The 25,987-nt window shown below is 72.9% G+C and carries 25 protein-coding genes; 17 read left to right on the top strand and 8 right to left on the bottom strand.

Annotated elements, in window-relative coordinates:
* Window positions 1-43: 43 nt before the first annotated feature.
* Entirely contained in the window at window positions 44-949 is a 906-nt protein-coding gene (locus tag E4T13_RS22830; protein WP_137180641.1) for a diacylglycerol kinase family protein, read from the top strand.
* On the top strand, window positions 946-1,710 hold the full coding sequence (locus E4T13_RS22835; RefSeq protein ID WP_137180642.1) for a metallophosphoesterase: 765 nt from the start codon (window positions 946-948) through the stop codon (window positions 1,708-1,710). Before E4T13_RS22830 ends, E4T13_RS22835 begins: the two co-directional genes overlap by 4 nt.
* Here the strand turns inward: E4T13_RS22835 and E4T13_RS22840 are convergent.
* On the bottom strand, window positions 1,700-2,839 hold the full coding sequence (locus E4T13_RS22840) for an MFS transporter (protein WP_170985169.1): 1,140 nt from the start codon (window positions 2,837-2,839) through the stop codon (window positions 1,700-1,702). The genes E4T13_RS22835 and E4T13_RS22840 overlap by 11 nt on opposite strands.
* Window positions 2,840-2,932: 93 nt before the next feature.
* Between E4T13_RS22840 and E4T13_RS22845 the strand changes: the two genes are divergently transcribed.
* From E4T13_RS22845 to cysD, 5 genes are all read left to right on the top strand, one after another.
* Window positions 2,933-5,905 (top strand): helicase-related protein, encoded by a 2,973-nt coding sequence (locus E4T13_RS22845; RefSeq protein ID WP_240791247.1) that lies wholly within the window; start codon window positions 2,933-2,935, stop codon window positions 5,903-5,905.
* A 1-nt stretch (window position 5,906) separates the two neighbouring features.
* Entirely contained in the window at window positions 5,907-6,191 is a 285-nt protein-coding gene (locus E4T13_RS22850) for an RNA-binding S4 domain-containing protein (protein WP_137180645.1), read from the top strand.
* A gap of 90 nt (window positions 6,192-6,281) precedes the next feature.
* Window positions 6,282-6,614: a ferredoxin FdxA gene (gene fdxA, locus E4T13_RS22855; RefSeq protein ID WP_137180646.1), complete on the top strand. Its 333-nt coding sequence runs from the start codon at window positions 6,282-6,284 to the stop codon at window positions 6,612-6,614.
* Between the two features lie 923 nt (window positions 6,615-7,537).
* Complete coding sequence (locus E4T13_RS30025; RefSeq protein WP_240791275.1) at window positions 7,538-8,257, top strand: CarD family transcriptional regulator; 720 nt, start codon at window positions 7,538-7,540, stop codon at window positions 8,255-8,257.
* A 146-nt stretch (window positions 8,258-8,403) separates the two neighbouring features.
* Entirely contained in the window at window positions 8,404-9,324 is a 921-nt protein-coding gene (gene cysD, locus E4T13_RS22865) for a sulfate adenylyltransferase subunit CysD (RefSeq protein WP_137180648.1), read from the top strand.
* Between the two features lie 208 nt (window positions 9,325-9,532).
* Here cysD and E4T13_RS22870 read toward each other — a convergent pair whose 3' ends face one another.
* The 4 genes from E4T13_RS22870 to E4T13_RS22885 form a co-directional block, all read right to left on the bottom strand.
* A complete protein-coding gene (locus E4T13_RS22870) occupies window positions 9,533-10,336 on the bottom strand; it encodes a Bax inhibitor-1/YccA family protein (RefSeq protein WP_137180649.1) in 804 nt (267 codons plus the stop codon).
* A gap of 128 nt (window positions 10,337-10,464) precedes the next feature.
* Window positions 10,465-10,968 carry a nucleoside deaminase gene (locus E4T13_RS22875; RefSeq protein ID WP_137180650.1) on the bottom strand — a complete coding sequence of 168 codons (504 nt, stop codon included), beginning with the start codon at window positions 10,966-10,968 and terminating at the stop codon, window positions 10,465-10,467.
* A gap of 20 nt (window positions 10,969-10,988) precedes the next feature.
* Window positions 10,989-13,547 (bottom strand): FtsX-like permease family protein, encoded by a 2,559-nt coding sequence (locus E4T13_RS22880; protein ID WP_137180651.1) that lies wholly within the window; start codon window positions 13,545-13,547, stop codon window positions 10,989-10,991.
* The gene (locus tag E4T13_RS22885; RefSeq protein ID WP_206030296.1) at window positions 13,544-14,233 is read right to left on the bottom strand and encodes an ABC transporter ATP-binding protein; all 690 of its coding nucleotides are present in this window, start codon (window positions 14,231-14,233) and stop codon (window positions 13,544-13,546) included. The genes E4T13_RS22880 and E4T13_RS22885 overlap by 4 nt, the downstream gene beginning before the upstream one ends.
* Before the next feature lie 91 nt (window positions 14,234-14,324).
* Between E4T13_RS22885 and E4T13_RS22890 the strand changes: the two genes are divergently transcribed.
* From E4T13_RS22890 to E4T13_RS22925, 8 genes are all read left to right on the top strand, one after another.
* The gene (locus E4T13_RS22890; protein ID WP_137180653.1) at window positions 14,325-14,948 is read left to right on the top strand and encodes an arylesterase; all 624 of its coding nucleotides are present in this window, start codon (window positions 14,325-14,327) and stop codon (window positions 14,946-14,948) included.
* A gap of 82 nt (window positions 14,949-15,030) precedes the next feature.
* On the top strand, window positions 15,031-15,567 hold the full coding sequence (gene thpR / locus E4T13_RS22895; protein WP_170985170.1) for an RNA 2',3'-cyclic phosphodiesterase: 537 nt from the start codon (window positions 15,031-15,033) through the stop codon (window positions 15,565-15,567).
* A gap of 42 nt (window positions 15,568-15,609) precedes the next feature.
* The gene (locus E4T13_RS22900; RefSeq protein ID WP_137180654.1) at window positions 15,610-15,789 is read left to right on the top strand and encodes a hypothetical protein; all 180 of its coding nucleotides are present in this window, start codon (window positions 15,610-15,612) and stop codon (window positions 15,787-15,789) included.
* Between the two features lie 56 nt (window positions 15,790-15,845).
* Entirely contained in the window at window positions 15,846-16,973 is a 1,128-nt protein-coding gene (locus E4T13_RS22905; RefSeq protein WP_137180655.1) for a sugar MFS transporter, read from the top strand.
* A gap of 8 nt (window positions 16,974-16,981) precedes the next feature.
* Window positions 16,982-17,689 carry a Sir2 family NAD+-dependent deacetylase gene (cobB, locus tag E4T13_RS22910; RefSeq protein WP_137180656.1) on the top strand — a complete coding sequence of 236 codons (708 nt, stop codon included), beginning with the start codon at window positions 16,982-16,984 and terminating at the stop codon, window positions 17,687-17,689.
* Window positions 17,683-18,423, top strand: coding sequence for a trypsin-like serine protease (locus tag E4T13_RS22915; protein WP_137180657.1), 741 nt, complete (start codon window positions 17,683-17,685; stop codon window positions 18,421-18,423). The genes cobB and E4T13_RS22915 overlap by 7 nt, the downstream gene beginning before the upstream one ends.
* Before the next feature lie 5 nt (window positions 18,424-18,428).
* Entirely contained in the window at window positions 18,429-19,394 is a 966-nt protein-coding gene (locus E4T13_RS22920; protein ID WP_137180658.1) for a trypsin-like serine protease, read from the top strand.
* A gap of 187 nt (window positions 19,395-19,581) precedes the next feature.
* The gene (locus tag E4T13_RS22925) at window positions 19,582-20,490 is read left to right on the top strand and encodes an acetamidase/formamidase family protein (RefSeq protein ID WP_137180659.1); all 909 of its coding nucleotides are present in this window, start codon (window positions 19,582-19,584) and stop codon (window positions 20,488-20,490) included.
* A 36-nt stretch (window positions 20,491-20,526) separates the two neighbouring features.
* Here E4T13_RS22925 and E4T13_RS22930 read toward each other — a convergent pair whose 3' ends face one another.
* Entirely contained in the window at window positions 20,527-21,138 is a 612-nt protein-coding gene (locus E4T13_RS22930) for a hypothetical protein (RefSeq protein WP_137180660.1), read from the bottom strand.
* A gap of 320 nt (window positions 21,139-21,458) precedes the next feature.
* On the opposite strand from E4T13_RS22930, the gene E4T13_RS22935 reads away from it, so the two are divergent.
* Complete coding sequence (locus E4T13_RS22935) at window positions 21,459-22,877, top strand: tetratricopeptide repeat protein (RefSeq protein WP_137180661.1); 1,419 nt, start codon at window positions 21,459-21,461, stop codon at window positions 22,875-22,877.
* A gap of 159 nt (window positions 22,878-23,036) precedes the next feature.
* On the opposite strand, the gene E4T13_RS22940 is transcribed toward E4T13_RS22935, so the two are convergent.
* Together E4T13_RS22940 and E4T13_RS22945 are read right to left on the bottom strand one after the other, a co-directional pair.
* A complete protein-coding gene (locus E4T13_RS22940; protein WP_137180662.1) occupies window positions 23,037-23,819 on the bottom strand; it encodes a DUF547 domain-containing protein in 783 nt (260 codons plus the stop codon).
* 135 nt (window positions 23,820-23,954) lie between these two features.
* Window positions 23,955-25,433 carry an NAD(P)/FAD-dependent oxidoreductase gene (locus tag E4T13_RS22945; RefSeq protein ID WP_240791249.1) on the bottom strand — a complete coding sequence of 493 codons (1,479 nt, stop codon included), beginning with the start codon at window positions 25,431-25,433 and terminating at the stop codon, window positions 23,955-23,957.
* A 364-nt stretch (window positions 25,434-25,797) separates the two neighbouring features.
* On the opposite strand from E4T13_RS22945, the gene E4T13_RS30030 reads away from it, so the two are divergent.
* Window positions 25,798-25,974: a hypothetical protein gene (locus E4T13_RS30030; RefSeq protein WP_170985171.1), complete on the top strand. Its 177-nt coding sequence runs from the start codon at window positions 25,798-25,800 to the stop codon at window positions 25,972-25,974.
* The last annotated feature ends 13 nt before the right edge of the window (window positions 25,975-25,987 follow it).

The following is a 25,987-nucleotide window of genomic DNA, read 5'->3' on the forward strand; positions in this document are numbered from 1 at the left end:
CGCCGGCCGACGAACCATCGCGTCGGGCGACCGTTGCACCGGCATGCGCGTCGCCATCGTCCTGAACCGGTCGGCCGGATCGCTGCTCGGCCGGGACGCGGCGGAGGAGGAGGTCGCGCGCCACCTCGAGGCTGCGGGGCTGGAAGCGGTGCACATCCCCGACCATCCCGAAGGCCTGGCGGCACGGCTGGACGATGCCGTCGCGCGCGGCGCGGACGCCGTGGTGGTCGGCGGCGGCGACGGCACCATCGCGGCCGCGGCGGCAAGGCTGATGGGCAGCGGCACCGCGCTCGGCATCCTGCCGCTCGGCACGATGAACATGCTGGCCAAGGATCTCGGCATTCCGCTGGCGCTCGATGCTGCGACGGAGGCGTTGGCGCATGGCCGGATCCGCGCCATCGACGTTGCCGAGGTGAACGGCCATGCCTTCCTCTGCAACGCGGTGATCGGCTCACCCTCCTGGCTCGGGCGGCATCGCGAGCGGCATCGCGGCCGCGCCTCCCTGCGCTCGCGGCTCGCCTTCGCGATCGCCGGGCTGCGCGCGGCCTGGCAGCATCGCCCGATGCGCCTTTCCGTCGCGCTCGAGGGCGCGCGGCCGGTTCGGCTCTGGACCCGCGCCCTGGCGGTGGCGAGCAACCGCTACGCAGAGGGCGTCGGGATGGTGATGAAGCGCACGCGGCTCGATGCCGGGGAACTCACGCTCTATGTGGCGCGGCGCTATGGCCTCTGGTGGTGGGTGCGGCTGGTCGGGGGCATGCTCCTCGGCACCTGGCGCGGATCGCGGCTGGTGCATGAGCATGCGGCGCGGCAGGTGACGGTCGCCTCGCCCCGCAAGGCGCTGCGCGTCATGGCCGATGGGGAGGCGCTGCTGCTGGACCCGCCGCTCGATTTCCGCATCCACCCCGGCGCGCTGCGGGTGATCGTGCCGGCGGCGGAGCCGGTGCCATGACGGTCATCGCGCATCTGTCGGACCTGCATTTCGGCGCCGAGGATCCGGCGGTGGTCGCGGCGATCGGCGCCGACGTGGCGGCGGCGAAGCCGGATCTCGTCGTGATCTCCGGCGACCTGACGCAGCGCGCGCGCACCCGCGAGTACCTCGCCGCCGCGGCCTTCCTGCGCAGCCTGCCGGCGCCCTGGTTCGCGGTGCCGGGCAACCACGACATGCCCTCCTTCGAGCTGCTGGAGCGCTTCGCGGACCCCTGGCGACGCTGGCGTCGCCATGTCTCGGCGGAGACCGAGCCGGTCTGGACCGATGACCGCGTGGGCGTGGTGGGGCTGAACACCACGCGGCGCGGCGGCTTCGACCTGGAATGGGAACGCGGGCGGATCGGGCGCGGCCGGCTGGCGCGGCTGGAGGCGCGGCTGGCCGCCCTGCCGCCCCATCTGTTCCGTATCGTGGTCGGCCATCATCCCTTCGCCGCGCCGGCGGACAGCCCTGCGGCCAGGCTGGTGGGCGGGGCCGCGCGGGCGCTGGCGGTCTTCGCGCGGCAGCGCGTCGGCATGGTGCTGAGCGGCCATCTGCACCTGGCCGATGTCGCGCAGGCCGCCGGCACGCGCATCCTGCTGGTGCAGGGCGCGACCGCCACCTCCCACCGGCTGCGCGGCAAGCCGAATGCCTGGCATCGCATCGCGGTGACAGGCGACAGCGTGGAGGTCGTGTCGCGCGTGTGGGACGGGTCCGCCTGGGCGGATGCGCGCCCTACCGCGTGAGGGCGGCGCCGAGCGCCAGGCTCGCCGGCACCGCGAGCGCGCAGAGCAGCGCCATCGCCAGATAGCCGCCGCCGCCGAAGCTTGCGTAGAGCGGCCCGCTGGCGAAGGTCAGCGCGCCCGTGGCGAAGCCGACGCCGAGTGCGGCATGCAGCGTCTGCGCGGTGGCCGCCTGGGCCGGCGGCACGATGCGGCCGAGCACCATCATCGCGGCCAGATGCTGCGCGCCAAACGTGGCGCCATGCAGGACCTGCAGGGGGAACAGCAGCAGCGGATCGGTGGTGAGCGCCAGTGCGCCCCAGCGGATCACGCCCGCGCCGGCCGCGACCAACGAAAGCCCGACCGGGCCGAGCCGCGTGGCGACGCCGCGCCCCCAGAAGAACAGCGCGATCTCCGCGATCACGCCGGTGGCCCAGAGCGCGCCGATCAGCCCGTCGCCGAGCCCCGCGGCGCGCCAGTGCAGCGTGCCGAAGGCGTAGTAGAAGGCGTGGCTGCCCTGGACCAGGGCAGAGACCAGCAGCAGCCACGGGAAGCCCCGTATGCGCAAGGGCGCGAGGAACCCGGCCAGTCCGCCACGCCGCGCCGCCGGGTGTCGTGGCGCGGCGGGCAGGGCCAGGGCCGCCAGGGAGGTCGCCAGCAGTCCCGCGACGATCATCGGCGTCGCCGCCTGCGTGCCGAAGGCGCCGACCACCTGACCCGCCAGCAGCGCCGCCAGGATGAAGGAGACCGAGCCCGCCGAACGGACGCGGCCATAATCGAACCCTTCCCGGCGCGAGGCAGCGACCGCGGCGGCATCGGTCAGCGGCACGATCGGCGCCATGGCGATGCTCATCGCCGCATAGGACAGCAGCACCAGCAGGAAGCCGCTGGCGACCAGCAGGCCGGAGGCGGCGAGCGCCGCCACCGCCGCACCCGCCGCGAGCAGGCCGCGCGGCCCGCCCAGCGCATCGGCCAGCCGCCCGCCCAGCGGCCCCGCCACCAGCCGCAGCGCGGAACCGGTGGCGAGCGCCGCCGCGACCTCGGTTGGTGTCAGCCCGCGCGCCGCCAGCACCGCCGGCAGGAAGGGCAGCGTGACGCCCACCACAAAGAACTGGGCGGCGAAGAGCACGGCGTGTCGGAGGGGTTGGTTCACCGCGCGCAAGCTGCCCGCCGGGCCTGAGGTTGCCAAGGCGGCCCCGCCGTGCGACGCGTCCCCCACCCCCGACGGACCACGCCACACCACACGATGTCCGACCGATCGATGTTCCCCGCCCGGGTGCGGGCCGTGCTCGGCCCCACCAACACCGGCAAGACCCATCTCGCCATCACGCGCATGCTGGCTCATGCCTCCGGCATCATCGGCTTCCCGCTGCGCCTGCTCGCGCGCGAGAACTACGACCGCATGGTCGCGGTGAAGGGCGAGAAGCATGTCGCGCTCATCACCGGCGAGGAGAAGATCGTCCCGCCGGAGGCGCGCTGGTTTGCCTGCACGGTCGAAGCCATGCCGCTCGACCGCCGCACGGAATTCGTGGCGGTGGACGAGATACAGCTCTGCGCCGATGCTGATCGCGGGCATATCTTTACCGACCGGCTGCTGAATGCGCGCGGCATGGTGGAGACCATGTTCCTCGGCGCGGAGACAATCCGCCCGCTGCTGCAGCGCCTGGTGCCGCAGGCCGAGATCGAGACGCGGCCGCGCCTGTCGCAGCTGACCCATGCAGGCCAGCAGAAGCTGACGCGCCTGCCGCCGCGCAGCGCCATCGTCGCCTTCAGCGCGACGGAAGTGTACGCCATCGCCGAGGCCGTGCGGCGCCGCCGTGGCGGGTGCGCGGTGGTGATGGGACGTCTCTCGCCGCGCACGCGCAACGCGCAGGTGGCGCTCTATCAGAACCGCGAGGTGGATTTCCTGGTCGCGACGGATGCGATCGGCATGGGCCTCAACATGGATGTGGACCATGTGGCCTTCGCCTCGCTCCGCAAGTTCGACGGCCATGCGCTGCGCGACCTGACCGCGCAGGAAGCGGCGCAGATCGCCGGCCGTGCAGGCCGCGGCATGCGCGACGGCACCTTCGGCACCACCGCTGATTCTCCGGCCATCCCCGAGGAGATGGCCAAGCAGATCGAGAACCACGAATTCGAGCCGCTGTCGCAGCTCGCCTGGCGCAACAGCGACCTGGACTTCGGCAGCGTCGATGCGCTGCTGGCCTCGCTGGCCGCGCCGCCGCCCGCCCCGGGTCTCGCCAAGGGCAATGACGCGGTGGACCACATCACGCTGCATGCGCTGTCGCGCGAGGCGGAGATGCGCGATCTCGCGCAGGGGCGCGCCCGCGTGCGCCTGCTGTGGGAAGCCTGCCAGGTGCCGGATTTCCGCAAGATCGCCGATGACAGCCACACGAGGCTGTGCGGCAAGATCTTCGGGCATCTCGCGAAGGAAGGGCGGCTGCCGCAGGACTGGGTGGCGGGCAGCATCGCCGGCCTCGACAACATCGAGGGCGACCTCGACACGCTGATGGCGCGCCTCGCCAATATCCGCGTGTGGTCCTACGTCGCCGCGCGCGCCGACTGGCTGGAGGACGCGGCCGCGCATCAGGCGGAGGCGCGCAAGGCGGAGGACAATGTCTCCGACGCGCTGCATGAGCGCCTGCTGGCGCGCTTCGTCGACCGGCGCGCGGCGCATCTGATCCGCAGCCTGGATGATTCCGAGAAGGAGCTGCTCTCCGCCGTCACCCGCCAGGGCGAGGTGATGGTCGAAGGCCACACCGTCGGCCGCGTGAAGGGCTTCCACTTCGAGCCCGACCCCGCCGCGACCGAGGCCGAGGAGAAGCGCCTGGTGCTGCGCGCCGCGCGCCGCGCGCTGCGCGAGGAGATGCCGCGCCGCCTCGCCTCGCTCGAAGTGGCGAAGGATGACGTCTTCTCGCTGACGCCGCAGCACCGCGTGACGTGGGACGGCGCGGAGGTTGCGCGGCTGCGCCCGGGGCCCGAGCCGCTGAAGCCGCAGATCGACCCCGTCGCCAGCGAGTTCCTCGACAACGCGCAGCGCGAGCGCGTGCGCACGCGGATCGCCGCCTGGCTCGACGGGCTGGTGAAGAAGGAGCTCGGCACGCTCGCCGCCATCGAGGCGAAGGCCGCCGAGGACAACACGTTGCGCGGCCCCGCCTTCCGCCTGCGCGAAGGCATGGGCCTGGTGCCCGGCGCGACCGAGCGCGACGTTCCCGGCGAGTTGCGCGCCAGGCTCAAATCCATCGGCATCCGCGCCGGGCGCTACGCGCTCTATGTGCCGGAAGTGCTGAAGCCGCGGGCGATGGCACTGCGCGCCCAGCTCTGGGCGCTGCGCCACCACCTGCCGACCCCCGCGCTGCCCAATCCGGGGCTCGTTTCGGTGACGCTGCCCGAGGTGCCGCAGCCGCCGCCGGAGGATCCACAGGCCTCACGCCCGCCGGAGAGCTGGCCGCCGGGCTTCGCGCATTTCATCGGCTGGCTGCAGGCCGGCCATGTGCTGCTGCGCCTGGATGTGGTGGAGCGCGTGGCAGGCGAGCTCGGCTACCTGACGCGCCGGGCGCCAGCGCCGCTGCCGGAAGGCCTGGCCTCCCGGCTCGGGCTGAAGGGCGACACGCTAGGCATGGTGCTGGAGGCGATGGGCTTCCGGCTGATCCCCGCCATTCCGGTCGAGGAGGGGCAGTTCGGCCCGCCCGTGCCGGCGCGCATCGGCACGCTGCGCGCGGAGCGCCCGCCGCGCCGCCCGCCGCAGCCGGAACGCGCGCAGCAGGCCCCGCGGCAGGAAGGCCCGCGCTGGGACCCGGCCGTGATGTTCGGCCCGCCCATCCCGCGCGAGCTGCGCGGCCCGCGGCCCGAGCGTGGTCCGCGCCGCGATCCAAGGCGCGACGGTCCGCGCCCTGACCGGGCGCGGCCGGACGCCCCGCGCCCCGAGGCCGCACCGGCGGAGGGTGGCGCGCCGCCGCGGCGCGAGGATCGCGGGCCGCGGCCGGAACGGCCCCGCTTCGACCGAACGCGCCAGGATGGGCCGCGCCCGGATGGCCCGCCGCGGGAGGGCCGGCGCGATGATCGCGGTCCTCGTCCGGACCGGCCGCGCTTCGACGGACCGCGCCGCGACCGGGATCGCGACCGCGAGGGCGATCGCGCACCGCGCGAATACCAGTCCGGCCCGAAGGCGGATTCGCCCTTCGCCGTGCTGGCGCAGCTCAAGCTGAAGAAGGATTGAGATGGCGGAGCCGGAGGGCGGGGCCGATTGGCAGCGGCTCGACCTCTGGCTCTGGTGTGCGCGGCTGGCAAAGACGCGCGCGGAGTGTGCCCGGCTCGTTGCCGCGGGCGGCGTGCGCCTCAACCGCCAGCCCACCGACAAGGCACATGCGCGGCTGCGGATCGGCGACGTGCTGACGCTGGCGCTGCATGGCCGCGTGCTGGTCTGGCGCGTGCTGGCGCTGGCGACACGCCGCGGCCCCCCTGCCGAGGCGCGCCTGCTCTATGAGGAAATTGCCGAAACCTGAGGGGACATCCGACTTGTCAGGTCGGGATTCCCGCGCCAATGCTATCCTGTGCCGGCCGGGGTGTCGGCGCAGCCCGCTCCGGAGGCTCAAGTGACCTACGTCGTCGTCGAGAATTGCATCAAGTGCAAGTACATGGACTGCGTGGAAGTCTGTCCGGTGGACTGCTTCTATGTCGGCGAGAACATGCTGGTCATCCATCCGGACGAGTGCATCGACTGCGGCGTCTGCGAGCCGGAATGCCCGGCCGAGGCCATCGTGCCGGACTCCGACGACAAGGCGGCGGCCTGGGTCGAACTCAACCGCACCTATGCCACGCAGTGGCCGAACATCACCCGCAAGGGTGAGCCTCCCGCCGACGCCGACGAGTGGAAGGACAAGCCGGGCAAGCGCGAGCTGCTGAGCCCCGAACCCGGCAAGCCCTGACGGGCGGCCGGCGGCCGGGTCCATCCTGCAGCGCGAGACGCTTGGCGCCCCCGGTCCCCTCCGGGGGTGGCAAAAAGCGCGCGATTGCATTATCTTTTCAACGGGATCGGGAAAAGGTCGTGGCTGCGGGCATATGCCCGGGCGCGACTGAGGGCGTGCCTGGGCGAAACCTTGCATAAGGGCCTCGTCGGCATGCGCTTGCCACCGAACCCGGCGACAAGGTTCCCGGGTCGCAAAGCCCGGAAGCGGGATGAGCGGGTAACGCGATGAAGGCAAGCGCCCAGTCGAAGGCCGGCCGAACCGCCAAGGGTGGGGCAAAGCCCGCTCGGGCGGCGAAGCCGGCAGCGAAGGCGCCGCGCGCCGCCAAGCCCGCCGCCAAGCCGAAGCAGGTGGCGACGGCGAGGCGGACGGCGGCGAAGCCGGCAGCCGCCAAGGCAGCCCCCAAGCGGCCAGTGGCGAGCACCGCAAAATCCGCCGCCACGAAGCCGGCGGTGAAGACGGCCGCCCGCAAGCCCACCGCGAAGCCTGACGCTGCGAAGGCCGCCGCCGCAAAGGCGGCTGCTGCCCGGACTGCCCCAGCGAAGCCTGCCCCAGCGAAGCCGGCTGGTGCGAAGCCGGCTGGTGCGAAGCCGGCTGGTGCGAAGACTGGCGCAGCCAAGGCTGTCGCTGCCAAGCCGGCATCAGCCTCCAAGACCGCGAACCGCACCGCCCCCGCCCCGAAGCCGGTGCCCCCGCCCAAGCCCGCCAAGGCCGCCACGAAGCCGGCGCCGCGCCCCGTCGCCAAGGCCGCGCCGCCCAAGGCACCCCCACCGGCCAAGGCGGCGCCGAAGCCAGCAGCCGCCAAGGCGGCGGCGCCGAAGGCCGCCTCGCCCGCTCCGCCGCCCGAACCCAGGGCTGCCGCCCCGAAAGCGCAGCCGGTGCGGATGGCCCCGCCACCGGCCCCGCCCCGCGGCGAGGCCGGCCACCAGCCGCCGCGACGCGAGGAGGCCGCGCCCGCCACGGCCCCCATCGCCGTCGCGCCCGCCCCGCCGCCGGTGAAGCCGTCCGCGCCCTCGCTCGCCACGGCCGACTCGCCGCCCCCGCCCACGCGCCCGATGCCGCAGCGGCCGGTGATGGGCGGGCCGCCCACACCCCCGCCCCGCGCCCGTGCGCCCCAGGTGGAGTTCAAGTCGGGCGACCACGTCGTCTACCCCACCCATGGCGTCGGCCAGGTGCAGGGCATCGAGGAGATCCCGGTCGCCGGCTTCTCCCTCAAGGTCATCATCGTGACCTTCGAGGAGAACCGCATGACCCTGCGGGTGCCGGTTAACAAGGCGGCCTCCTCCGGCCTGCGCAAGCTGGCCAGCGAGGCGCTGATCCGCGAGGCACTGGATGTCCTGCGCGGCCGGGCGCGGATCAAGCGCACCATGTGGTCGCGCCGCGCGCAGGAATACGAGCAGAAGATCAATTCGGGCGACCCGCTGGCCATCGCGGAAGTGGTCCGCGACCTGCATCGCAACGCCGGCCAGCCCGACCAGTCCTTCTCCGAGCGTCAGATCTACGAACAGGCGCTGGACCGCCTGGCGGCCGAACTCGCCGCCATCGACCGCACCGACAAGGCCGCGGCGTCGGAGAAGCTGCAGGGCGTGCTGAAGTCCGGCTGAGAGTATTCGTTCGCGCCTCAAGCGCCGGTCGAGCGCTCGTCTGCGCCGTGTATGGTGGACGCCGCGCGGGCGCAGGGGTTTCCTGCAACCCGCGGTCGTGCGATCTGGCGCGCTCCGGACCGCACCTTCCGAGGATTCCAGCAAGCATGGCAACGGCGCCCTCGAGCCGGCTGACACCGCATCTGCGCCGCCTGGAGGCGGAGGCCATCGGCATCCTGCGGGAGACCGCCGCAAGCTTCCGCAATCCCGTCCTGCTCTATTCCATCGGCAAGGACAGCTCGGTGGTGCTGCACCTGGCGCAGAAGGCCTTCGCGCCGGGCCGCCTGCCCTTCCCCTGCCTGCACATCGCCACCGGCTGGGATTTCCGGGCGATGCTGGACTTCCGCGACCGCCGCGCCGCGGAGCTCGAGCTGAACCTGATCGTCCACACCAACCCGGACGGCCTGGCGCGGGGGATCAACCCGATCGAGCACGGGTCGCAGGTCCACATGAACATCATGGGCACCGAGGCGCTGAAGCAGGCGCTCGATGCCCACAAATTCGACGCCGCCATCGGCGGCGCGCGGCGCGACGAGGAGAAGGCGCGCGCCAAGGAACGCGTCTTCAGCCACCGCACCAGCGGCCACACCTGGGAACCGCGCAACCAGCGGCCGGAACTCTGGGGCCTGTACAACACGCGCATCAACCAGGGCGAGGGCATGCGCGTCTTCCCGCTGTCGAACTGGACCGAGTTCGACGTGTGGGACTACATCGCCGCCGAGGACATCCCCATCGTCCCCCTCTACTACGCCGCGGAACGCCCGATCCTGCGCCGCGACGGCATGATCATCATGCGCGACGACGAGCGCATGCCGCTTCTGCAAGGCGAACAGGTCGAGATGTGCTGGGTGCGCTTCCGCACCATGGGCGACTGGCCGCTGACCGCCGCCCATGAAAGCCGCGCCGCGACCATCGACGCCGTCATCGCCGAATTGCGCGAAAGCCGCGTGAGCGAACGCGCCGGCCGCCTGATCGACCGCGACCAGGACGCCTCCATGGAACGCAAGAAACGCGACGGGTATTTTTGAGCGGCTGCCGCTGCCTGGCTGGGAAGTGGGGCACCCGTTGCGGCTTGGGTCGAACCGGCTGACAGCGCGGCTGCGCTGCCTGCCGGGGGCGAAGAGACACCTTCCCAACACGACCGCGGCAGCCGCACGAAAAACCCCGGCAGAGGGCTGCCGGGGTTTCGTGTGACGGGCGTTCAGCCTCTTGTCGTTGCGGTGTGCGCCGCGAGGATCACTCGCTGTTCTGGCGCACGCCCATGAACTGCAGCAGCAGCTGGAACAGGTTCACGAAGTTCAGGTAGAGGCCCAGCGCGTCGAAGACGCTGCGCTTGCCGGCAAGCTCCGTGCCCTCGGCGTAGGCGTGCTCGATGTAGTCCGCCTTGATGCGCTGCGTGTCGTAGGCGGTGAGGCCGACGAAGACCACCACGCCGATCACGCTGATGGCGAACTGCAGCGCGCTGCTGCCGATGAAGATGTTCACGATGCTGGCCAGGATGATGCCGATCAGGCCCATCATCATGAAGCTGCCCAGCTTCGTCAGGTCGGCCTTCGTCGTGTAGCCGTAGAGGCTGACCGCGCCGAACATGCCGGCCGTGATGAAGAAGGTGCTGGCGATGGAGGCGCCGGTGTAGATGGCGAAGATGTTCGCCATGGAGGCGCCCATCACCGCGCAGAACGCCCAGAACAGCGCCTGCGCGCCGGTCTTGCTCATCCGGTTGATGCCGAAGCTCAGCACCAGGATGAAGGCCAGGGGCGAGAACATCGCGATCCAGCCGAGGATCGTCGGCACCGTCGCGTTGCCGCGCGGCGTCCGCACCACCTCGTAGAACATGCTGGCGATGCTGGGATTGCTGGAGATGAGGAAGGCGACGATGCCGGTCAACAGGAGGCCGGAGGCCATCCAGTTGTACACGCGCAGCATGTATGCCCTGAGACCCTCATCGAGCTGGGCGGCGTCAACGGCCGAGGCCCGCCCGAAGGGCTGGGTCCAGGCCGAGCCGCCCGTCTGGAAGCGGTTGTCGGGACCGAAAGCCATGGTGAGAAAGTCCTCCCGGCGGGACGAGGGTGGAGAGGGCCGTCCCGGCGTCGCCCATTATATGGAGTTTCTGTAATCCGGATCAACAGGTGAGGGAGCAGTTCCTGCACTGCACCATGACGGCGCCGTCAGGCCGCGCCGGTGACCCAGTAGCCCTGGTGGGGTGCCGCGCCCTCGGCTTCCAGGCAGGGGCCGACGACCTCCACCTTTTCCGCCGCGCTGTCCAGCACGGCGCGGCAGGAGAGGGAGAGGCCGGCGGTGTGCGGCTGAGCGTTGCGCAGGTGCAGGATGGCGGCCGCCGAGAGACCGTACACCACGCGCCCGACCCCGGTGTAGAAGATCGCCGCGGAGCACATGGCGCAGGGCTCGCCCGAGGAATAGATGGTGGCCCGGCGCAGGCGCTCGCGCGGGACCTTGGCGGCGATGACGGCCTGGCAGGCATTCATCTCGGAATGCGCCAGCGTGCCGCCGCCGCCCGCGCCCTGGGTGGACAGGCCCTCGGCCAGGATGGCGCCGTCCTCCGCGACGATCACGGCGGAGAAGGGCCGGTCGCCGCGCTGCCGGGCCTGCATCGCAAGCGCGAAGGCATGGCGCAGGCGGGCGGCGTCGGGCTCGGCGAGTGGCTGGTCCATCGGTCCAGGGAAGCGCGCCGCTACTCGTTGCGCAACAGCGGCGCCGGCCGGGCCCGCAGCGCCAGCGCGGTGCCGACATAGCCGAAGGCCAGCGTCAGCAGCACGCAGCCGACCACGACGACGGCAAGCGTTCCCGGCAGGAAAATCCATTCGCCACGCATCACGAATCGCACCACCGCCCAGGAGGCGGCGGAGCCGGCGGCGGCGGCCAGCAGTCCGGCGACCAGGCCAAGGATGCCGAACTCCACCAGCCAGGCGGCGCGGATCTGGCTGCGCGTGGCGCCGACGGTCTTCAGCACCACCGCGTCGCGCACGCGCCGCCGCTGCCCGGCGGCCACGGCGCCGGCCAGCACCAGCATGCCCGCCAGAAGCGTGACGGAGGAGGTCGCCTGCAACGCCACGCCGACGCGCGAAAGAAGCCCGGCGACCGCTTCCAGCGCATCGCGCACGCGGATGCCGGAGACGTTGGGGAAGGCATCGGTGATGGCGCGCAGCACGCCCGTCTCGCTCTGCGGCGTGCTGCGGACGGTGGCGATATGCGTGTGCGGCGCCGCTTCCAGCAGGCCGGGCGAGGCCACCATGACGTAGTTGATGCCCAGCCCCCGCCACTGGATCTCCCGCAGCGAGGCGATCTTCAGGTCGATGTCGCGGCCCAGCACATTCACGGTGATCACGGAGCCGAGCCCGACGCCCCAGCCGGCGGCGATATTGGCGTCGAAGGACACCAGCGGCGGACCGTCGTAATTGGCCGGCCACCATTCGCCGGCGACCAGCTTCGTCCCCTCGGGCGGCGTCGCGGCATAGGTCAGGCCGCGGTCGCCGCGCAGCGCCCAGCGCGTATCCTCGGCGACGACCATCCGCTCGGCCGGCACGCCATCCACCGCGACGACGCGGGCGCGCATGGAGGGCGCGCGGCGAACGTCCTGCACGCCGGGCTGCGCCTGGGCCAGGCGGTCGAAAAGCGGCGCCTGGTCGTTCTGGATGTCGATGAAGAAGAAGGAGGGCGCGGCGTCCGGCAATTGCTCCTGCAATTGCCGCCGCAGGTTGCCCTCGATCGTGGCGATGGCGGCGAGCGTGGTCAGGCCGATGCCGAGCGCCACCAGCATGGTCGGCGTCGGCGCGCCGGGGCGGTGGAGGTTGGCGAGGCCGAGCCGCCAGGCGGGCCGGCGCACATGCCGCATGGCGCGCGCCGCGCGCATCAGCAGCGTGGCGCCAAGGCGGAACAGCAGCAGCGTGATCGCCGCGCCGGCGACGAAGCCCATGGCGAAGCGCGGCTGCTCGGCGGTCGCCACCACCAGCAGCGCCAGCGCCAGCGCGGCCGCGACATTGGCCAGGATCAGCGCGCGGGAGGGCCAGCCGGGCGTCGCGGTGACGGTGTCGCGGAACAGCGCGGCGCCGGGGATGCGCTGCGCGCGGCCGAGCGGCCAGAGGGCGAAGGCTACCGCGGTCAGCAGGCCGTAGAGCGCCGCGAGGCCGAGTTCGCGCGGGTAGATGCCGAAGCGCGGCGGCACGGGCAGCGCGCCGGCCAGCGCCTGCGCGGCCAGCCAGGTCAGGCCGAAGCCGGCGGCAAGCCCGATGGCGATGCCGAGCAGCGCCAGCGCCAGTACCTGGATCAGGTAGGTCGCGAGGATCGTGCCCGCCGGCGCGCCGAGGCAGCGCAGCGTCGCGATGGTGCGGCCGCGCGCCTCCAGCCAGGCGCGCACGCCGGTGGCCACGCCGATGCCGCCGACCAGCAGCGCCGTCAGCCCGGCCAGGGTGAGGAAGGAGGCGGCGCGATCGAGGAAGCGGTTCACGCCGGGCTCGGCCTGGCCGGCGAAGCGCACGCGCCAGCCGCCATCGCCCTGCGCCTGCTGCCAGTCGCGGGCGAAGGCGCGCGGATCGGTGCCCGGCGGCAGCCTCACGCGGGTGTCGTAGTTGATCAGCGATCCCGGCTGGACCAGGCCGGTGGCGGGGATGGCCTCGGCCAGGATCATCGCGCGCGGGCCCAGCACGGCGGGGCTGGCGATGCGGTCCGGCTCGGTGGCGATCAGGCCGGCCAGCGTGAAGCTCGCATCGCCAATGCGCACCGTGTCGCCGGGCGCGAGACCGAGGCGCTCGGCCACGGAGGCCTCCAGCGCAACGCTGGCGGGCGAGAGTCGCGCCTCGGCCGGGGCCAGGATCAGCTCGCCGTAGAGCGGGTAGCGGCCATCCACTGCCTTCAGCTCGACCAGGCTGCGCTCGCCGGAGGGGGCGACGGCCATGGCGCGCATCTCGATGACTTCCGAGACCACCGCCCCGCGGGACGTGGCCCAGGCCAGCGCGGCCTGCGGCATGGGGCGCTGGCTGGTGCGGACCTCGATGTCGCCGCCCAGAAGGCGCGCGCCGTCGGCAGCGAGGCCGGCCTCGGTCGCGGCGCGCAGCGTGCCGACGGCGGCGATGGCCGCGACGCCGAGGGCGAGGCAGGCGAGGACGATGCGCAGCGACTTCAGCCCGCCGCGCAATTCGCGTCGGGCGAGGCGCAGCCCGTGCGTCAGATGGGCACGGAGGGGGCTGGCGCCGCCGGCAAGGGCGGCGCCGGCCGGGCCGGTCGCGGCGCTCATTCCGCGGCCAGCCTTATCGCCGGCGTGTCGCTGACGATCCTGCCATCCTCGATCCGGACCTGCCGGCCGCAGCGCTCGGCCAGGGCCGGGTCATGCGTGATCAGCAGCAGCGTGGTGCCGAGCCGCGCGCGCAGCCCGAACAGCAGGTCCATCACCACCGCCCCCGTGGCGCGGTCGAGGTTGCCGGTGGGCTCGTCCGCCAGGATCAGACCCGGCTCCGCGACCACGGCGCGGGCCAGCGCCACGCGCTGCTGCTCGCCGCCGGAGAGCTGGCCGGGGTAGTGTTCGAGCCTGTGGCCGAGCCCGACCTCCTTCAGCGACTCCGCCGCACGGTCGAAGGCGTCGCGGCGCCCGGCGAATTCCAGGGGGATCGCGACATTCTCCAGCGCGGTCATGGTGGGAACCAGGTGGAAGGCCTGGAAGACGATCCCAATCTGATCGCGGCGGAAGCGGGCCAGCGCATCCTCGTCGAGCCCGGCGAGGTCATGGCCCGCCACGGACAGGCGGCCGGAGGTCGGCCGCTCCAGCCCCGCCAGCAGCATCAGGAGCGAAGTCTTGCCTGAACCCGAGGGTCCGACGATCCCCACCGCCTCCCCGGGCGTCACCGACAGGTCCACTCCCCGCAGCACCTGCACCGGGCCGGAGGCCGCCTGCGCGGTGAAGACGAGGCCGCTGGCCTGGATCAAGGGGGGCTTGTGGTCGGTCACGGGTCTCTCCGGCGGTTCGCCCCGATATGGTCGCCGTGCGGCGCTGCAAAAGACGGCGGCCGGTATCGCAATGTTGCTGACGGCGACCGGCGTCGCCAGGGCGCAGGGCGCGCCGGGCGGCGAGGTGCGGCTGCTGATGCTCGGCGATTCCATCACCGCGGGCTACGGCCTGGCGCGGCAGGAAGGGCCGCCGGCGCGGATCCAGGCGCTGCTGCGGGAGAAGGGGCGCAACGTCCGGGTGATCGATGCCGGCGTCTCCGGCGACACCACGGCAGGGGGGCGGGCACGGCTGGACTGGGCGCTGGCTGACCGGCCGCAGGCGGTGATCGTGGCGCTCGGCGGCAATGACGGGCTGCGCGGCCTGACGCCGGCGCAGATGCGGGCAAACCTGGAGAGCATCCTGGACCGGCTGAAGCAGCGGAACATCCCGGTACTGTTGGCGGGCATGGTCGCGCCACCCAATCTCGGGCGCGACTACGGCTTGGAATTTTCGGCCGTTTTCGAGGAGTTGGCCCGCGAGAGGCCGGAACTCGTGTTCTATCCTTTCCTGCTGGACGGGGTTGCGGGCAATCCCGCGCTGAACCAGCCCGACCGCATCCATCCGACGGCGGACGGGGCGAACCTGATCGCCCAGCGGATGCTTCCTTTCATCGAAACCCTTCTGGACCGCGTGCCCGTTCCGGCCGCAGGCTGAAGGGATGCTGGCCGACCGATTCACGCCTACGGGCCTTCGGCCCTGCAGCGATCGGGCGGCGTGACTCGCGGAGGGCCTCCCCATGCTGCGCCTCTTCGTCGCCCTCACCCTGCCTGCCCTGGTGAAGACCCAGCTTGCGGCGCTGTCGGGGGGCATCCCCGGCGCGAAATGGGTGCCGCCCGAGAACTACCACCTGACGCTGCGCTTCATCGGCGAGATCGAGCCCTGGCGCGCCGAGGAGGTGGATGCCGCGCTCGCCGCCATCCGCGCCCCGCGCTTCGACCTGGCGCTCTCCGGCATCGGCACCTTCGAGAAGGGCGGGCGCATCGTCTCGCTCCATGTGCCCGCCGAGCGGTCGGAGGCGCTGGGACGGCTGCAGGGCAAGGTGGAGACCGCGCTGCAGCGCGTGGGGCTGGAGCCGGAGCGACGGCGCTTCACCCCGCATGTCACGCTGGCGCGCACCGACCGGGCGGAGACGCACAAGCTCGTCTCCTTCCTGCAGGCCCATGCGCTGTTCCGCCCGCCGCCAGTGCCGGTGGAGCATTTCACGCTGTTCTCCTCCCGCCTCGGCAAGGAATCGGCGCACTACGTGCCGGAGGTGGAATACGAACTCGCATGATTCGCTTCCCCGCTGCGGCGCGGCGATGATAGCGTCCGGTCCATGCGCCGCGTCCTCCTGACCTGCCTGTTGGCCCTGCCGCTGATGATGCCGGCTGCCGGCTCCCCTGCTGCGGAGCCGCCGCTGATCCTGGCGCAGAGCGCCGACCCGCCGCGGACGCCGCCACAGATGCCCGCGCCGCCGCGCTCCTGCCAGCCGCGGACGCCGGCGCCGACCTCCTGATCCACGCCCGCCCGCCGGCAGGTGCGGCCGGCGGCACCAGGCGGTAGAGCAGGCGGGTGCCGCTTCTCGCCCTCGCCTATCTCGCCTTCGTCGGCCTCGGCCTGCCCGATCCGCTGCCCGGCGCGCTCTGGCCGGAAGTGGCGCCGGCCTATGGGCTGCCGAATGCCGGGCTCGGCCTGGTGCTCGCCGGGCTTTCGGCCGGGTACATCCTGGCGGGGCTGCTGGCCGGGCGGATCATCGGCGTGCTCGGCATCGGCGGGGTGCTGGCGGCGAGCGTCGCCGCCACGGCCCTGGCCGCGCTCGGCCAGGCGACGGCCCCGCCCTTCCTGATTTTTGTGGCGCTTGCCGTGCTGGCGGGGCTGGGCGGCGGCGCGGTGGATGCGGCGCTCAACGCCTATTCGGCGAAGCATTTCGCGCCGCGCCACCTGAACTGGCTGCATGCCTGCTGGGGCATCGGGGCGACACTCGGTCCCGCGGCAGCGGCCGCGCTGCTGGCGGCGGGGGCAGGCTGGCAGGCGGTCTATGCCGCGGTTGGCACCGCGCTTGCCCTGCTCTCGCTGGCCTTCGTCGCGACGCGGCGGCGCTGGGACGACGGGCCCGCGGCCGATGCGGCGGTGCATGTCACCGCGCTGGCGGCGCTGCGCGTGCCCCTGGTGCGGCGGCAGATGGCGGTGTTCTTCGTCTATACCGGGCTGGAGGCCGGCGCCGGACAGTGGGCCGCCACGGTGTTCGGCGCGCGGGGCGCGACGCCGGCGGAAGGCGCGCTCGCCGCGACGCTGTTCTTTGCCGGGCTGGCGGGCGCGCGGATCGCGATGGGCTTCGTGGTGGACCGCATCGGCGCCGACCGGCTGCTGCGCCTGGCGATGCCGCCGGTGGTGCTGGCAGCGACGGGCTTCGCGCTGGGCTTCGCCGACCTCGCTTCGCTGCTGCTGATGGCGGCGCTGCTGGCGCCGGTCTACCCGACGATGATGGCGCTGACGCCGGCCCGGCTCGGCCCGCATGCGGTGCATGCCATCGGCTTCCAGGTGGCGGCGGCGATGGCCGGGGTGGCGGTGCTGCCGGGGCTGATGGGCGTCGCGGCCGACCTGGCCGGCGCGAACGCGGTGCCCTGGCTGCTGGTGGCGCTGGCGGGGCTGCTGACCTGGCTGATCCACGGGCTGCCGAAGCCCCGCGCGGCGGGGTAGGATGCGGCATGGCCGCCCCGTCTCTCGTCATCCTGACCGGCGCCGGCATCAGCCGGGAATCGGGCCTCGCGACCTTCCGCGACGCGGATGGCATCTGGGCCAAGGTGCGGATCGAGGATGTGGCGACGCCCGAGGCCTTCGCCCGCGACCCGGCCCGCGTCCATGCCTTCTACAATGCCCGGCGCGCCCAGCTTCGCGATCCCGCCATCGTGCCGAATGCCGCGCATCGCGCGCTGGCCGAGCTGGAGGCGCGCTGGCCCGGCGACTTCCTGCTGGTGACGCAGAACGTGGATGCGCTGCATGACCGCGCCGGCTCCCGCCGCCTGCTGCACATGCATGGCGAGCTGATGAAGGCACGCTGCCGGCATTGCGCCGCCGTGATGCCGTGGGAGGAGGACCTCTCCACCGCCAACCCCTGCCCTGCCTGCGGCCAGGCCGGCGGGATGCGGCCGGATGTGGTATGGTTTGGCGAGATGCCGCTGCACATGGACGCCATCGGCGCCGCGCTGGCACGTTGCGACCTGTTCGCGGCGATCGGCACCAGCGGGCAGGTCTATCCGGCCGCCGGCTTCGTGGCGGAGGTGCGGGGGCGTGCCCGGACGGTGGAGCTGAACCTCGAAGCCTCGGCGGTGCGCAGCGAATTCGACGAGGCACGGCACGGGCCGGCGACGGAGACCGTGCCGCGCTTCGTGGCGGAGCTGCTGGCTTCATGCTGATCCGCGCTGCCCTCGCGCTGTTGCTCCTCGCGCTGCCGGCGGCGGCGCAGCAGGCGCGGCCCGGGCCGCCGGGCGTGCTGCTGCCCGGCGTGGGCTCCGACGACCCGCGGCGGCCGGTGAACCGCCGGCTGCAGCCCTGGGAGTCGCTCGGGCGGGTGCAGACGGAGCTGGGCGGGCGCTGCACCGGGGTGCTGGTGGCGCCGGACCGGGTGCTGACCGCGGCGCATTGCCTGGTCTCGATCCGGACGCGCCGCATGGTGCAGCCGCGATCGGTGCATTTCCTGCTGGGCTACGAGCGCGGCGAATGGACCGCGCAGGCCCGGGTGACCGGCTTCGTGATCGGCGAGGGCTACGACTTCGAACGCGGCGATTCGGGCACCGACTGGGCGCTGCTGACGCTGGACCGGAAGCTCGGCCCGCCGCATCGCCCGCTGCCGGTGCTGCGCGACGTGCCGGCGCCGCGCACGCCGGCGATGCTGGCGGGCTACCAGCAGGACCGGCCGGAGGTGCTGCTGGCCGATGCGCAATGCCGCATCATCGGCCTGAACCGCTCGCGCACCGGCCCACCGACGCTGGTGCATGACTGCGCCGGCACGCGGGGCACGAGCGGCGCGCCGCTGCTGGTGCAGCTGCCCGGCGGTGCCTGGGGCGTGGCCGGCGTCGCCTCCTCGGTGAGCGCCGACATGGCGCTCGGCTTCGCGGTGCCGGCCGCCGCGCTGCCGGCGATGGATTAGGGCGCATGAAGCCCCCATTCCTCGCGGCGCTGGCCTTGCTGCTGCTGGGCACTCCCGCGGCCGCGCAGCAGGCCACACCCAAGGTCGAGCTGCGTCCGCCGCCGGCCTGGATGACCGACCCGCAGCCGCGCGGCCGGCCGCAGATCGAGCTGCGCCGCGCGCCGGACTGGCTGATCACCCCCGAGGGGAGGCAGCAGGGCCAGCCGCAGCGGCAGCCCCCGTCGCAGGGCACGTCGCGGCCTTCGGCGGCCCGGCCACCGGCCGAGCCCGGCGAGGCCGAGCCCGCGCGCCGCCAGCCGCAGCGTATCGGGATCGGGCGGGTGGACCCGCGCGAACCGGTGAACCTGGCGGATACGCCCTGGCGCGGCGTCGGCCGGCTGCAGCGGGAGAACACGATCTGCACCGCCGCGCTCGTCGGGCCGAGCAGCGTGATCACCGCGGCGCATTGCCTGGTGGGCCGCGGCGAGGACGGCAACCGCATCATGCCCGCGGCCGATTTCCGCTTCCTGCTCGGCTACGACCGCGGACGGCGGGTGGCGGAGGCGCGCGTGACCGCGATCCGCGTCGATCCCGACTACGACGCCACCAGCCGAACGCCCGGCCCGCAATGGGCGGATTGGGCGCTGCTGACCATCGACAGCCCGCTCGGCACGCCGGACCGCGTGCTGCCGCTGCTGCGCCGGATGCCGCTCTCGAGCGACCGGACGATGGTCGGCGGCTACCAGCAGGACCGGCGGGAGGTCTTGATGGCCGATCCCGATTGCCGCGTGGTCGGACAGAGGATGCAGGGGCTCGGGCGACCGATGCTGCTGCATGACTGCACCGCGACGCGCGGCGCCTCCGGCTCGCCGATCCTGGTCGAGCTGCCGGAGGAGGGCGGCTGGGCGGTGGCGGGCGTGCTGGTCAGCATGGCCCGCGGCATGGCGCTGGGCTTCGCGGTGCCGGCGGAGGTGCTGCCGGAGATCCGCTAGGGGCGCCTCCGCGCCGAAGGCTTGCTGCGTGGCGTGCCGCGCGCCCGGCATCAACTCCCGGCATCAGGCGGCGCAGCGCGGCGGGTCGCCGGGCGATTCCGCTCGGCTCGAGAACGCTCTAGCGTTCCTCGAGCAGCCTTGTCGCGCACCAGTCCGCCGCCATCACAGCGCAATCTCCGGGGAGCCCATGGCCACGCACCGCTTCCATCCCACGCGATACTTCAACGTGATCGGCATCGCCGAACCCTGCCTGCGCGTCGCCGATGGCGACACCGTGATCACCGACACGATCGATGCATCCGGCCTCGATGCGCGGGAGGTGACCGTCGCCCCCCGGCCGAACCCCATGACCGGTCCGTTCTTCATCGAAGGCGCCGAGCCCGGGGACACGCTGGCCGTGCGGATTGACCGCCTGACACCGAGCCGGGCGACCGGCTGGACCTATTCGCCGCTGGCGCTGACCGTGCTGGACCCGGCCGCGATCCTCGAGCGGCCGCCGCAGCAGCGCGTCGTCTGGAATATCGACCGCGAGGCCGGCACCGTGCGCCTGCAGGACACGGTGACGGGGCTTGAGGATTTCGCGCCACCTCTCCAGCCGATGATCGGCTGCTTCGGGGTCGCGCCGCCGGGCGGGCAGGCGCTGTCCACCGCGACCAGCGCGCAGAACGGCGGCAACATGGACTACCGCCTGTTCGCACCCGGCACGACGGCCTGGTTTCCCGTCGCGGTGCCCGGCGCGCTGTTCTATCTGGGCGACGGGCACGCCTGCCAGGGCGACGGGGAGATCACGGGCACCGGCATCGAGACATCCTTCGAGATGGAAGTGACCTTCCGCGTCCTGAAGCGGAGGATCACCTGGCCGCGTGGCGAGACGGCCGACGACATCTTCACCGTCGGCAATGCCCGGCCGCTGGACCAGGCGCTGCAGCACGCGACGACCGAAATGTCACGCTGGCTCGGCGAGGATTACGGCCTGGATGCGCGCGCGGCGAGCCACCTGATGGGCCAGGTCGTCCGCTACGATATCGGCAATGTCTTCAACCCCGCCTTCACGGTGTCCTGCCGCATCGCCCGGCGCTGGCTGCCGCAGCGGTAGGATCGGACGCCACGCCGCGCAGGGCGTTCCGTGCCGTCAGGCGCGGATCCAGGTTTCCGAGAAGGCCAGCATCGCGGTCGAGATGCGATGCCCCGCGATCTCCCGCGGTATCGGGGCGCCAGGCCGCTTCTGCCCGTTCACGGTCACGGTCGCGGCGTCGCAGCCCACGAACAGGCTCGGCATGTGGTGATGGCCCGTGGCGGACTGCGCGGGCGGCAACGCAAAGCAGAACGGCTTGCCCAGACCGGACCACTCCAGAACCACCGTGGTGCCACCGGCCCGCACGGTCTCGCTGTAGCGGCTGATGGCATCGCCGCCTGATGTCACGCTGTCGAGGCTTCGGTATTCGAGGCCCCGCAAGCCCGGCAGCCCGCGCCACGCGCCGAAGTGGGACACGTAGTCGGACACCAGCCAGCGTGCGAGCGGCTCGTTGTCGGTCAGGCACAGGTTAGCCCGGTCAGCGGCCGGAGCCGACTCCTGCGGCGACAGCATGAGCACCAGCGCATGCCCGCGGCCATGCGGCGACAGCACCACGCGAAAGAACGAGGCGAGGGTCGTGAAGGGGCCGTCCGGCGTCTCCTTGAGGGAGATGCCGGGGTTCTCGCCGGACCATTCCACGGTGCCCGGAAAGACAAGCGTCTCAGCCATGCGTCGGTCCTCCGCTGCTTGTGCATCCGAACCGTGCGCCGCGAACGCGGTCGGATCAATGGCGCCCTTGCGCGTCGCCGGCACACGCCGGCTCTCGCGCGCACGGATGGAGCGCCCGTCTGGAGCGCCCGTCGCACCGGGCCGCCGCCTTCGCGGGAGGCGTCGCCTGCACTGCGCTTCGCTTACAGTACCGCCCAGGTTACGCCGCGATGCAGGGCGAATTCCTTGGCCGCGGCGTAACGTCCGCACGACAGCAGCGAAGAGGACGCATCGATGGTCGCCGCGCGGCATCGCGCCGCGTCGGCCGGGAGGATGCCAGGATGCAGCAGGACCTGTGGGGTGGCGCGGTCACCACGACGAGCCGGGCGGCGGCAGATGCGCTGGATGCCGCGACGCTCTCGCTGCTTGCGCAGCGCGACGACACCGCGCGCAACCTGGCCGCGGCGATCGCTTCCGATCCGGGCCTCGTCGCGGCGCATGCGGCGCTCGGCCTGCTGCATCTGGCCAGCGGCAGGCGCCCGCGGCAGGCGGACGCGTTGCACCATCTCGGCGCCGCACGCATCGCCTTCGCGGAGCGCGGCGGTACGCGGCGCGAGGGCGCGCTGGTGCTGGCGCTCGGCGCCTGGGGGGAAGCCGGCGACATGTGGCGCGCCGCCGACATCCTGGACGAGCAGCTGCGCGACGCACCAGCGGACCCGCTGATGCTGCGGCTTGCCTATGCGATCCGCTTCATGCTCGGCGATCCCGTCGGCATGCGGCTCGCCGTGCAGCCCGTACTGGACGCGCTGCCGCTGCACGCGCCGGGACGCGGCTATCTGCGCGGTTGCCTCGCCTTCGCCCTGGGCGAGACCGGCGAACGCTGGCGCGCCGAGTGCGAAGGGCGGCTTGCGTTGGCCGAGGCGCCGGACGACCTCTGGGGTGCGCATGCGGTCGCGCATGTGATGGAGGAGACCGGCCGCGCGCGCGAAGGCCTCGGCTGGCTCGACGGCACGGCGCGCAGCACCGCCGGCGCGTCGGTGTTCGGCCGTCACCTCGTCTGGCACCGCGCGCTGTTCCATCTGCATCTCGGCCAGGCCGAGGCGGCGCTGCATCTCTACGACACCGAGGTGTGGCGTGAGCCCGGCACCGATTTTCGCGACTTCGCCAACGCCGCCTCGCTGCTGTGGCGCCTGGAGTCGCAGGGCGTCGCGGTCGGCGCGGCGCGCTGGGACGCGCTGGCGGATGAGGCGGAGCGTCGGCTCGGTGAGCATTGCCTGGCCTTCGCCGACCTGCACCACGCCGTCGCGCTCGGTGCGGCCGGGCGGCGTGGCGCGGCGGCACGGCTGATCCGCGGCATGCGGGTGCGCGCGACGGAGCATGCCGACAGTCAGGCGGAGGTGATGGCGCGCGTCGGCCTGCCGGTGGTGCGCGGCGTGGTGGGCGCGCTGCTCGGCGACCCCGCGGAGGCCGCGACGGTGCTGCGGGCGCATCGCAACGAGGTGCAGGCGCTTGGCGGCAGCAATGCGCAGCGCGACCTCGTGCATCGCATCGGGGTGGAGGCTGCCCTTGCGGCGCAGGACGGCGCGGAAGCGGAGCGCGCGCTGGTCGAGCGTGCCGCGTCGCGCGCCTCCGGCGCGTGGGAGGCGGCGCGGCTGGCGCGGCTCGCCGCCATGCGTCGGCGCTCGCCCCGGCGCGTCCGCCCCTCGGCCGCGCGGCCGGGGAGCGGCATGCCGGCCCTGCTGCGCGTCGGCTTCGCCTGACGCGGCGAGGGCGGTGTCGCATCGCGCCGCCGACGGCTCGACGCCCTGGTCATTCCCGTGCCGAGGAACGGCGGGGCGCCTGGCGTCATGGCGCAGGCGCTGCGCGCCGATCCGGTGGCGCAGCAGCGCGCTCCTTCCCGTTCCGACCCTGCGGAGCGATCACGGCGCGTCGTTCAGCGCCCAATCGTAACCGTCCTCCGCGATCGTGGCGCCCGGCAGGCGCGCAGCGAGGGCGGGGCCGGCGTGGCGGCGCAGATGCGTCAGCACCCCCGCCTCGTCGCCACCGAAATCCTCGCGGAACCAGACATAGATGGACGAGACGCGCAGCCGCCCGTCGGGGCGCATGGCGGCGCCGCGCGGATGGTTGACGAAGGCGGCGGCGGCAGCATCGAGCTCAACCTCCAGCGTCGCGGCGCGCCAGGCGCGCGGCCAGAGGTTCGGACAGCCGATCGAAGCGCAGTTCACGGCGTAGTGCACGCGTGGATCGCGGAAGCCGGGGCGCATCGTCTCGTGCTCGATGTCGTCGAGCGACATGCGGCGCCCCTCCACCACCACCAACCGTGTGCGCCAGGGGCCGATCCAGCCCTTCGGATCCAGCGGCACGCCCGTCGAGCGGATGTCGCGGATCGAGCGCACGGGGTAGCGATCCAGCACCACCTTCAGCGTCAGCGCGTTGTAGAGATTGGCCCAGTAGGCGAAAGCCTCCGCCCGTCCCATGGCGGAGGGACGGCGCGCGGCCGCCTGCGCGATCCAGGCGTCCAGCGCGCCGAGATCGGCCGAACTCGCCTTCCAGCCTGCGTAGCGAACGCGATTCACGCCGTCCGGATGGGGCGTGACGTAGCGACCAAGCAACCCATCCAGTGCCGCATCGGCATCGGCCGCCACGATCCCCGGCAGCGCGGCCGCGCCGGCGAGGCCGAGCACGGCGCGGCGCGCGGCCATCCGCTCAGCCACGGGCGAAGCGCGCCCTGAGCGGGATGGCCGCGAGCGACAGCGCGGCAAGTCCGAGCAGCGCGCCGGCACCGAGCCATATCCGACGGTCGCGGAGCAGGTGATGCCATGTCATCGGAAACCTCCTCACGGCAGGAAGCGCTGGATCATCCCGACCAGGCGGCGCGTGCGCGGCCCGAACAGGGTGGGCGTGTAGAAGCCGCCAGCGGCACGCTTCGAGATCTCCGACATCGTCGGATAGGGCGCGAGGGATGCAGCGATCGCGCCGATCTTCAGCCTGCGCTGGATCGCCAGCCCCCAGAGTCCGATCATCTCGCCGGCACGCGGCGCGACGATGGTCGCGCCGAGGATCCTGGCCCCCTTCCCCAGCACGACCTTGATGAGCCCCTCGGTCGCGCGCTCGGCCTGCGCACGGTCGTTTCCGGCAAGCGGCTGCAGCAGGACCGAGACCGCATGCCCGGCCGCGCGCGCATCAGCCTCGGTCAAGCCGACATGGGCGAGCTCGGGGTCGCTGTAGGTGACCCAGGGCAAGGCGGCGTAGTCCACCTTGGCCGGCAGGCCGAACAGCGCGTTCCGGATGACGATGCCGGCATGATAGCCGGCGATGTGCGTGAATTGCGGGCCGCCGGCGACGTCGCCGATGGCGAAGACGCGGCGGTTGGTGGTGCGCAGCCGCGCATCCACCGTGATGCCGCGCGGCGTCGCCTCGATCCCCGCGGCGTCGAGGCCCATGCCGCCGAGGTTCGGCTTGCGGCCGGCCGCCACGAGCAGATGCGTCGCAGCGACGTCCTGCGGGATGCCCCCGATCGCAAACGACACCTCCACGCCGTTGGCCGCCCGGCGCACGGCCGCGACCTCGGCGCCCTCATGCAGCACCACGCCGTCGCGGCGCAGCGTGGCGCGGATGATGTCCACCGCTTCCGGCTCGTCCTTCGGGAGGATGGTCGCGCGCTCGATCACCGTGACCGCGGCGCCGAGACGCCGGAATGCCTGCGCCATCTCGATGCCGATGGGTCCACCGCCGAGCACGATCAGATGCTCCGGCCGCTCCGTCAGGCCGAAGACGGTCTCGTTGGTGAGGAAGGGCACCTCGGCGAGGCCGGGCACAGGCGGAGCCGCCGCGGCCGAACCTGTCGCCACCACGAAGCGCCGCGCCCGGATGCGCTCGCCGCCCGCCTCGACCTCGTCAGGCCCGGTGAAGCGCGCCGCGGCCTGGATGACGGTGACGCCGAGGCCTTCGAAGCGCTCGACGCTGTCATGCGGCGCGATGGCCGCGATCACCCCATGCACATGCCGGTGCACGGCGGCGAAATCGACCGCCGGCTCATGCCCGTTGACGCCGAAGCGCCCGCTGTGTCGGACGGCGTCGGCGGCATGCGCCGCGGCGAGCAGCGCCTTGGACGGGACGCAGCCGGTGTTGAGGCAATCCCCGCCCATCAGGTGCTTCTCGATGAGCACGACGGAGGCGCCCATCTGCACCGCGCCGGCCGCAACGGAGAGCCCGCCCGACCCGGCGCCGATGATGCAGAGATCGGCGCTGAGCATGCCGTCGCGCCGCTCGGGCGCCCGGGCGGGGCGGCCCGGCGGGGATGGGATATCGGTCATGGAGCGGGCCCGGTCTGTTTCGCTGGACCTGCTTCGCCGTGATGCCGCGGAAGGTTAGCGCCCTTCCGCCGGCAGCGGCGGATCGGGAGGCGACACGTCGCCTGCCCGCCCGCGCCTTAACGGTCGCGGCGGCGCCTCAGCGGACGATGGAGCAAGACAGGTCCAGCACCGCGCATGGTCCGCGCGCCAGACCGGCCTCGGTCGGCGCTGTACCGGAATCCCTTTATGCGATTGCTTTGTCGCCCGCGGATCGCCAGATGTGCGTCGTCGCCGCATCGGCCGCGACCGCGCAGGACACGCCATCGCCTGCATTTGCCGGCGGCCCGGCAGCCAGCCAGGCCCCATCCAGTCCTGAAAGGACCGCATGTCGAAACTTCCCCCTCTCCCGCCCGCCGGTCGTGCACCCCAGGGCGGCAACAATGCCGCGGCCGGCAAGGCCAATCCGAAGGATGCCCGCGCCGGGTCGAAGTACAGCGGCAATCTCAAGCAGGGTGGCGTCGGCAAGACGGCGCAGAGCAGCCGCAAGCAAGGCGACCGCTGACGAGCGCCACGTC

This window comes from Roseomonas sp. AR75 (assembly GCF_005222815.1).
In the GTDB taxonomy this organism is placed as follows: Bacteria; Pseudomonadota; Alphaproteobacteria; order Acetobacterales; family Acetobacteraceae; genus Falsiroseomonas.

Excerpts from the sequence above, each read along its gene's own strand:
- E4T13_RS22890 (WP_137180653.1), top strand. The coding sequence starts at position 14,325 with ATGTTGCTGACGGCGACCGGCGTCGCCAGGGCGCAGGGCGCGCCGGGC.
- E4T13_RS22945 (WP_240791249.1), bottom strand. The coding sequence starts at position 25,433 with ATGACCGATATCCCATCCCCGCCGGGCCGCCCCGCCCGGGCGCCCGAG.
- E4T13_RS22940 (WP_137180662.1), bottom strand. The coding sequence starts at position 23,819 with ATGGCCGCGCGCCGCGCCGTGCTCGGCCTCGCCGGCGCGGCCGCGCTG.
- E4T13_RS22850 (WP_137180645.1), top strand. The coding sequence starts at position 5,907 with ATGGCGGAGCCGGAGGGCGGGGCCGATTGGCAGCGGCTCGACCTCTGG.
- E4T13_RS22925 (WP_137180659.1), top strand. The coding sequence starts at position 19,582 with ATGGCCACGCACCGCTTCCATCCCACGCGATACTTCAACGTGATCGGC.
- E4T13_RS22935 (WP_137180661.1), top strand. The coding sequence starts at position 21,459 with ATGCAGCAGGACCTGTGGGGTGGCGCGGTCACCACGACGAGCCGGGCG.
- E4T13_RS22880 (WP_137180651.1), bottom strand. The coding sequence starts at position 13,547 with ATGAGCGCCGCGACCGGCCCGGCCGGCGCCGCCCTTGCCGGCGGCGCC.
- E4T13_RS22875 (WP_137180650.1), bottom strand. The coding sequence starts at position 10,968 with ATGGACCAGCCACTCGCCGAGCCCGACGCCGCCCGCCTGCGCCATGCC.
- E4T13_RS22830 (WP_137180641.1), top strand. The coding sequence starts at position 44 with ATGCGCGTCGCCATCGTCCTGAACCGGTCGGCCGGATCGCTGCTCGGC.
- E4T13_RS22930 (WP_137180660.1), bottom strand. The coding sequence starts at position 21,138 with ATGGCTGAGACGCTTGTCTTTCCGGGCACCGTGGAATGGTCCGGCGAG.
- E4T13_RS22900 (WP_137180654.1), top strand. The coding sequence starts at position 15,610 with ATGCGCCGCGTCCTCCTGACCTGCCTGTTGGCCCTGCCGCTGATGATG.
- E4T13_RS22870 (WP_137180649.1), bottom strand. The coding sequence starts at position 10,336 with ATGGCTTTCGGTCCCGACAACCGCTTCCAGACGGGCGGCTCGGCCTGG.
- E4T13_RS22845 (WP_240791247.1), top strand. The coding sequence starts at position 2,933 with ATGTCCGACCGATCGATGTTCCCCGCCCGGGTGCGGGCCGTGCTCGGC.
- cysD (WP_137180648.1), top strand. The coding sequence starts at position 8,404 with ATGGCAACGGCGCCCTCGAGCCGGCTGACACCGCATCTGCGCCGCCTG.
- cobB (WP_137180656.1), top strand. The coding sequence starts at position 16,982 with ATGGCCGCCCCGTCTCTCGTCATCCTGACCGGCGCCGGCATCAGCCGG.
- E4T13_RS22915 (WP_137180657.1), top strand. The coding sequence starts at position 17,683 with ATGCTGATCCGCGCTGCCCTCGCGCTGTTGCTCCTCGCGCTGCCGGCG.
- E4T13_RS22835 (WP_137180642.1), top strand. The coding sequence starts at position 946 with ATGACGGTCATCGCGCATCTGTCGGACCTGCATTTCGGCGCCGAGGAT.
- E4T13_RS30030 (WP_170985171.1), top strand. The coding sequence starts at position 25,798 with ATGTCGAAACTTCCCCCTCTCCCGCCCGCCGGTCGTGCACCCCAGGGC.
- thpR (WP_170985170.1), top strand. The coding sequence starts at position 15,031 with ATGCTGCGCCTCTTCGTCGCCCTCACCCTGCCTGCCCTGGTGAAGACC.
- E4T13_RS30025 (WP_240791275.1), top strand. The coding sequence starts at position 7,538 with ATGGCCCCGCCACCGGCCCCGCCCCGCGGCGAGGCCGGCCACCAGCCG.
- E4T13_RS22920 (WP_137180658.1), top strand. The coding sequence starts at position 18,429 with ATGAAGCCCCCATTCCTCGCGGCGCTGGCCTTGCTGCTGCTGGGCACT.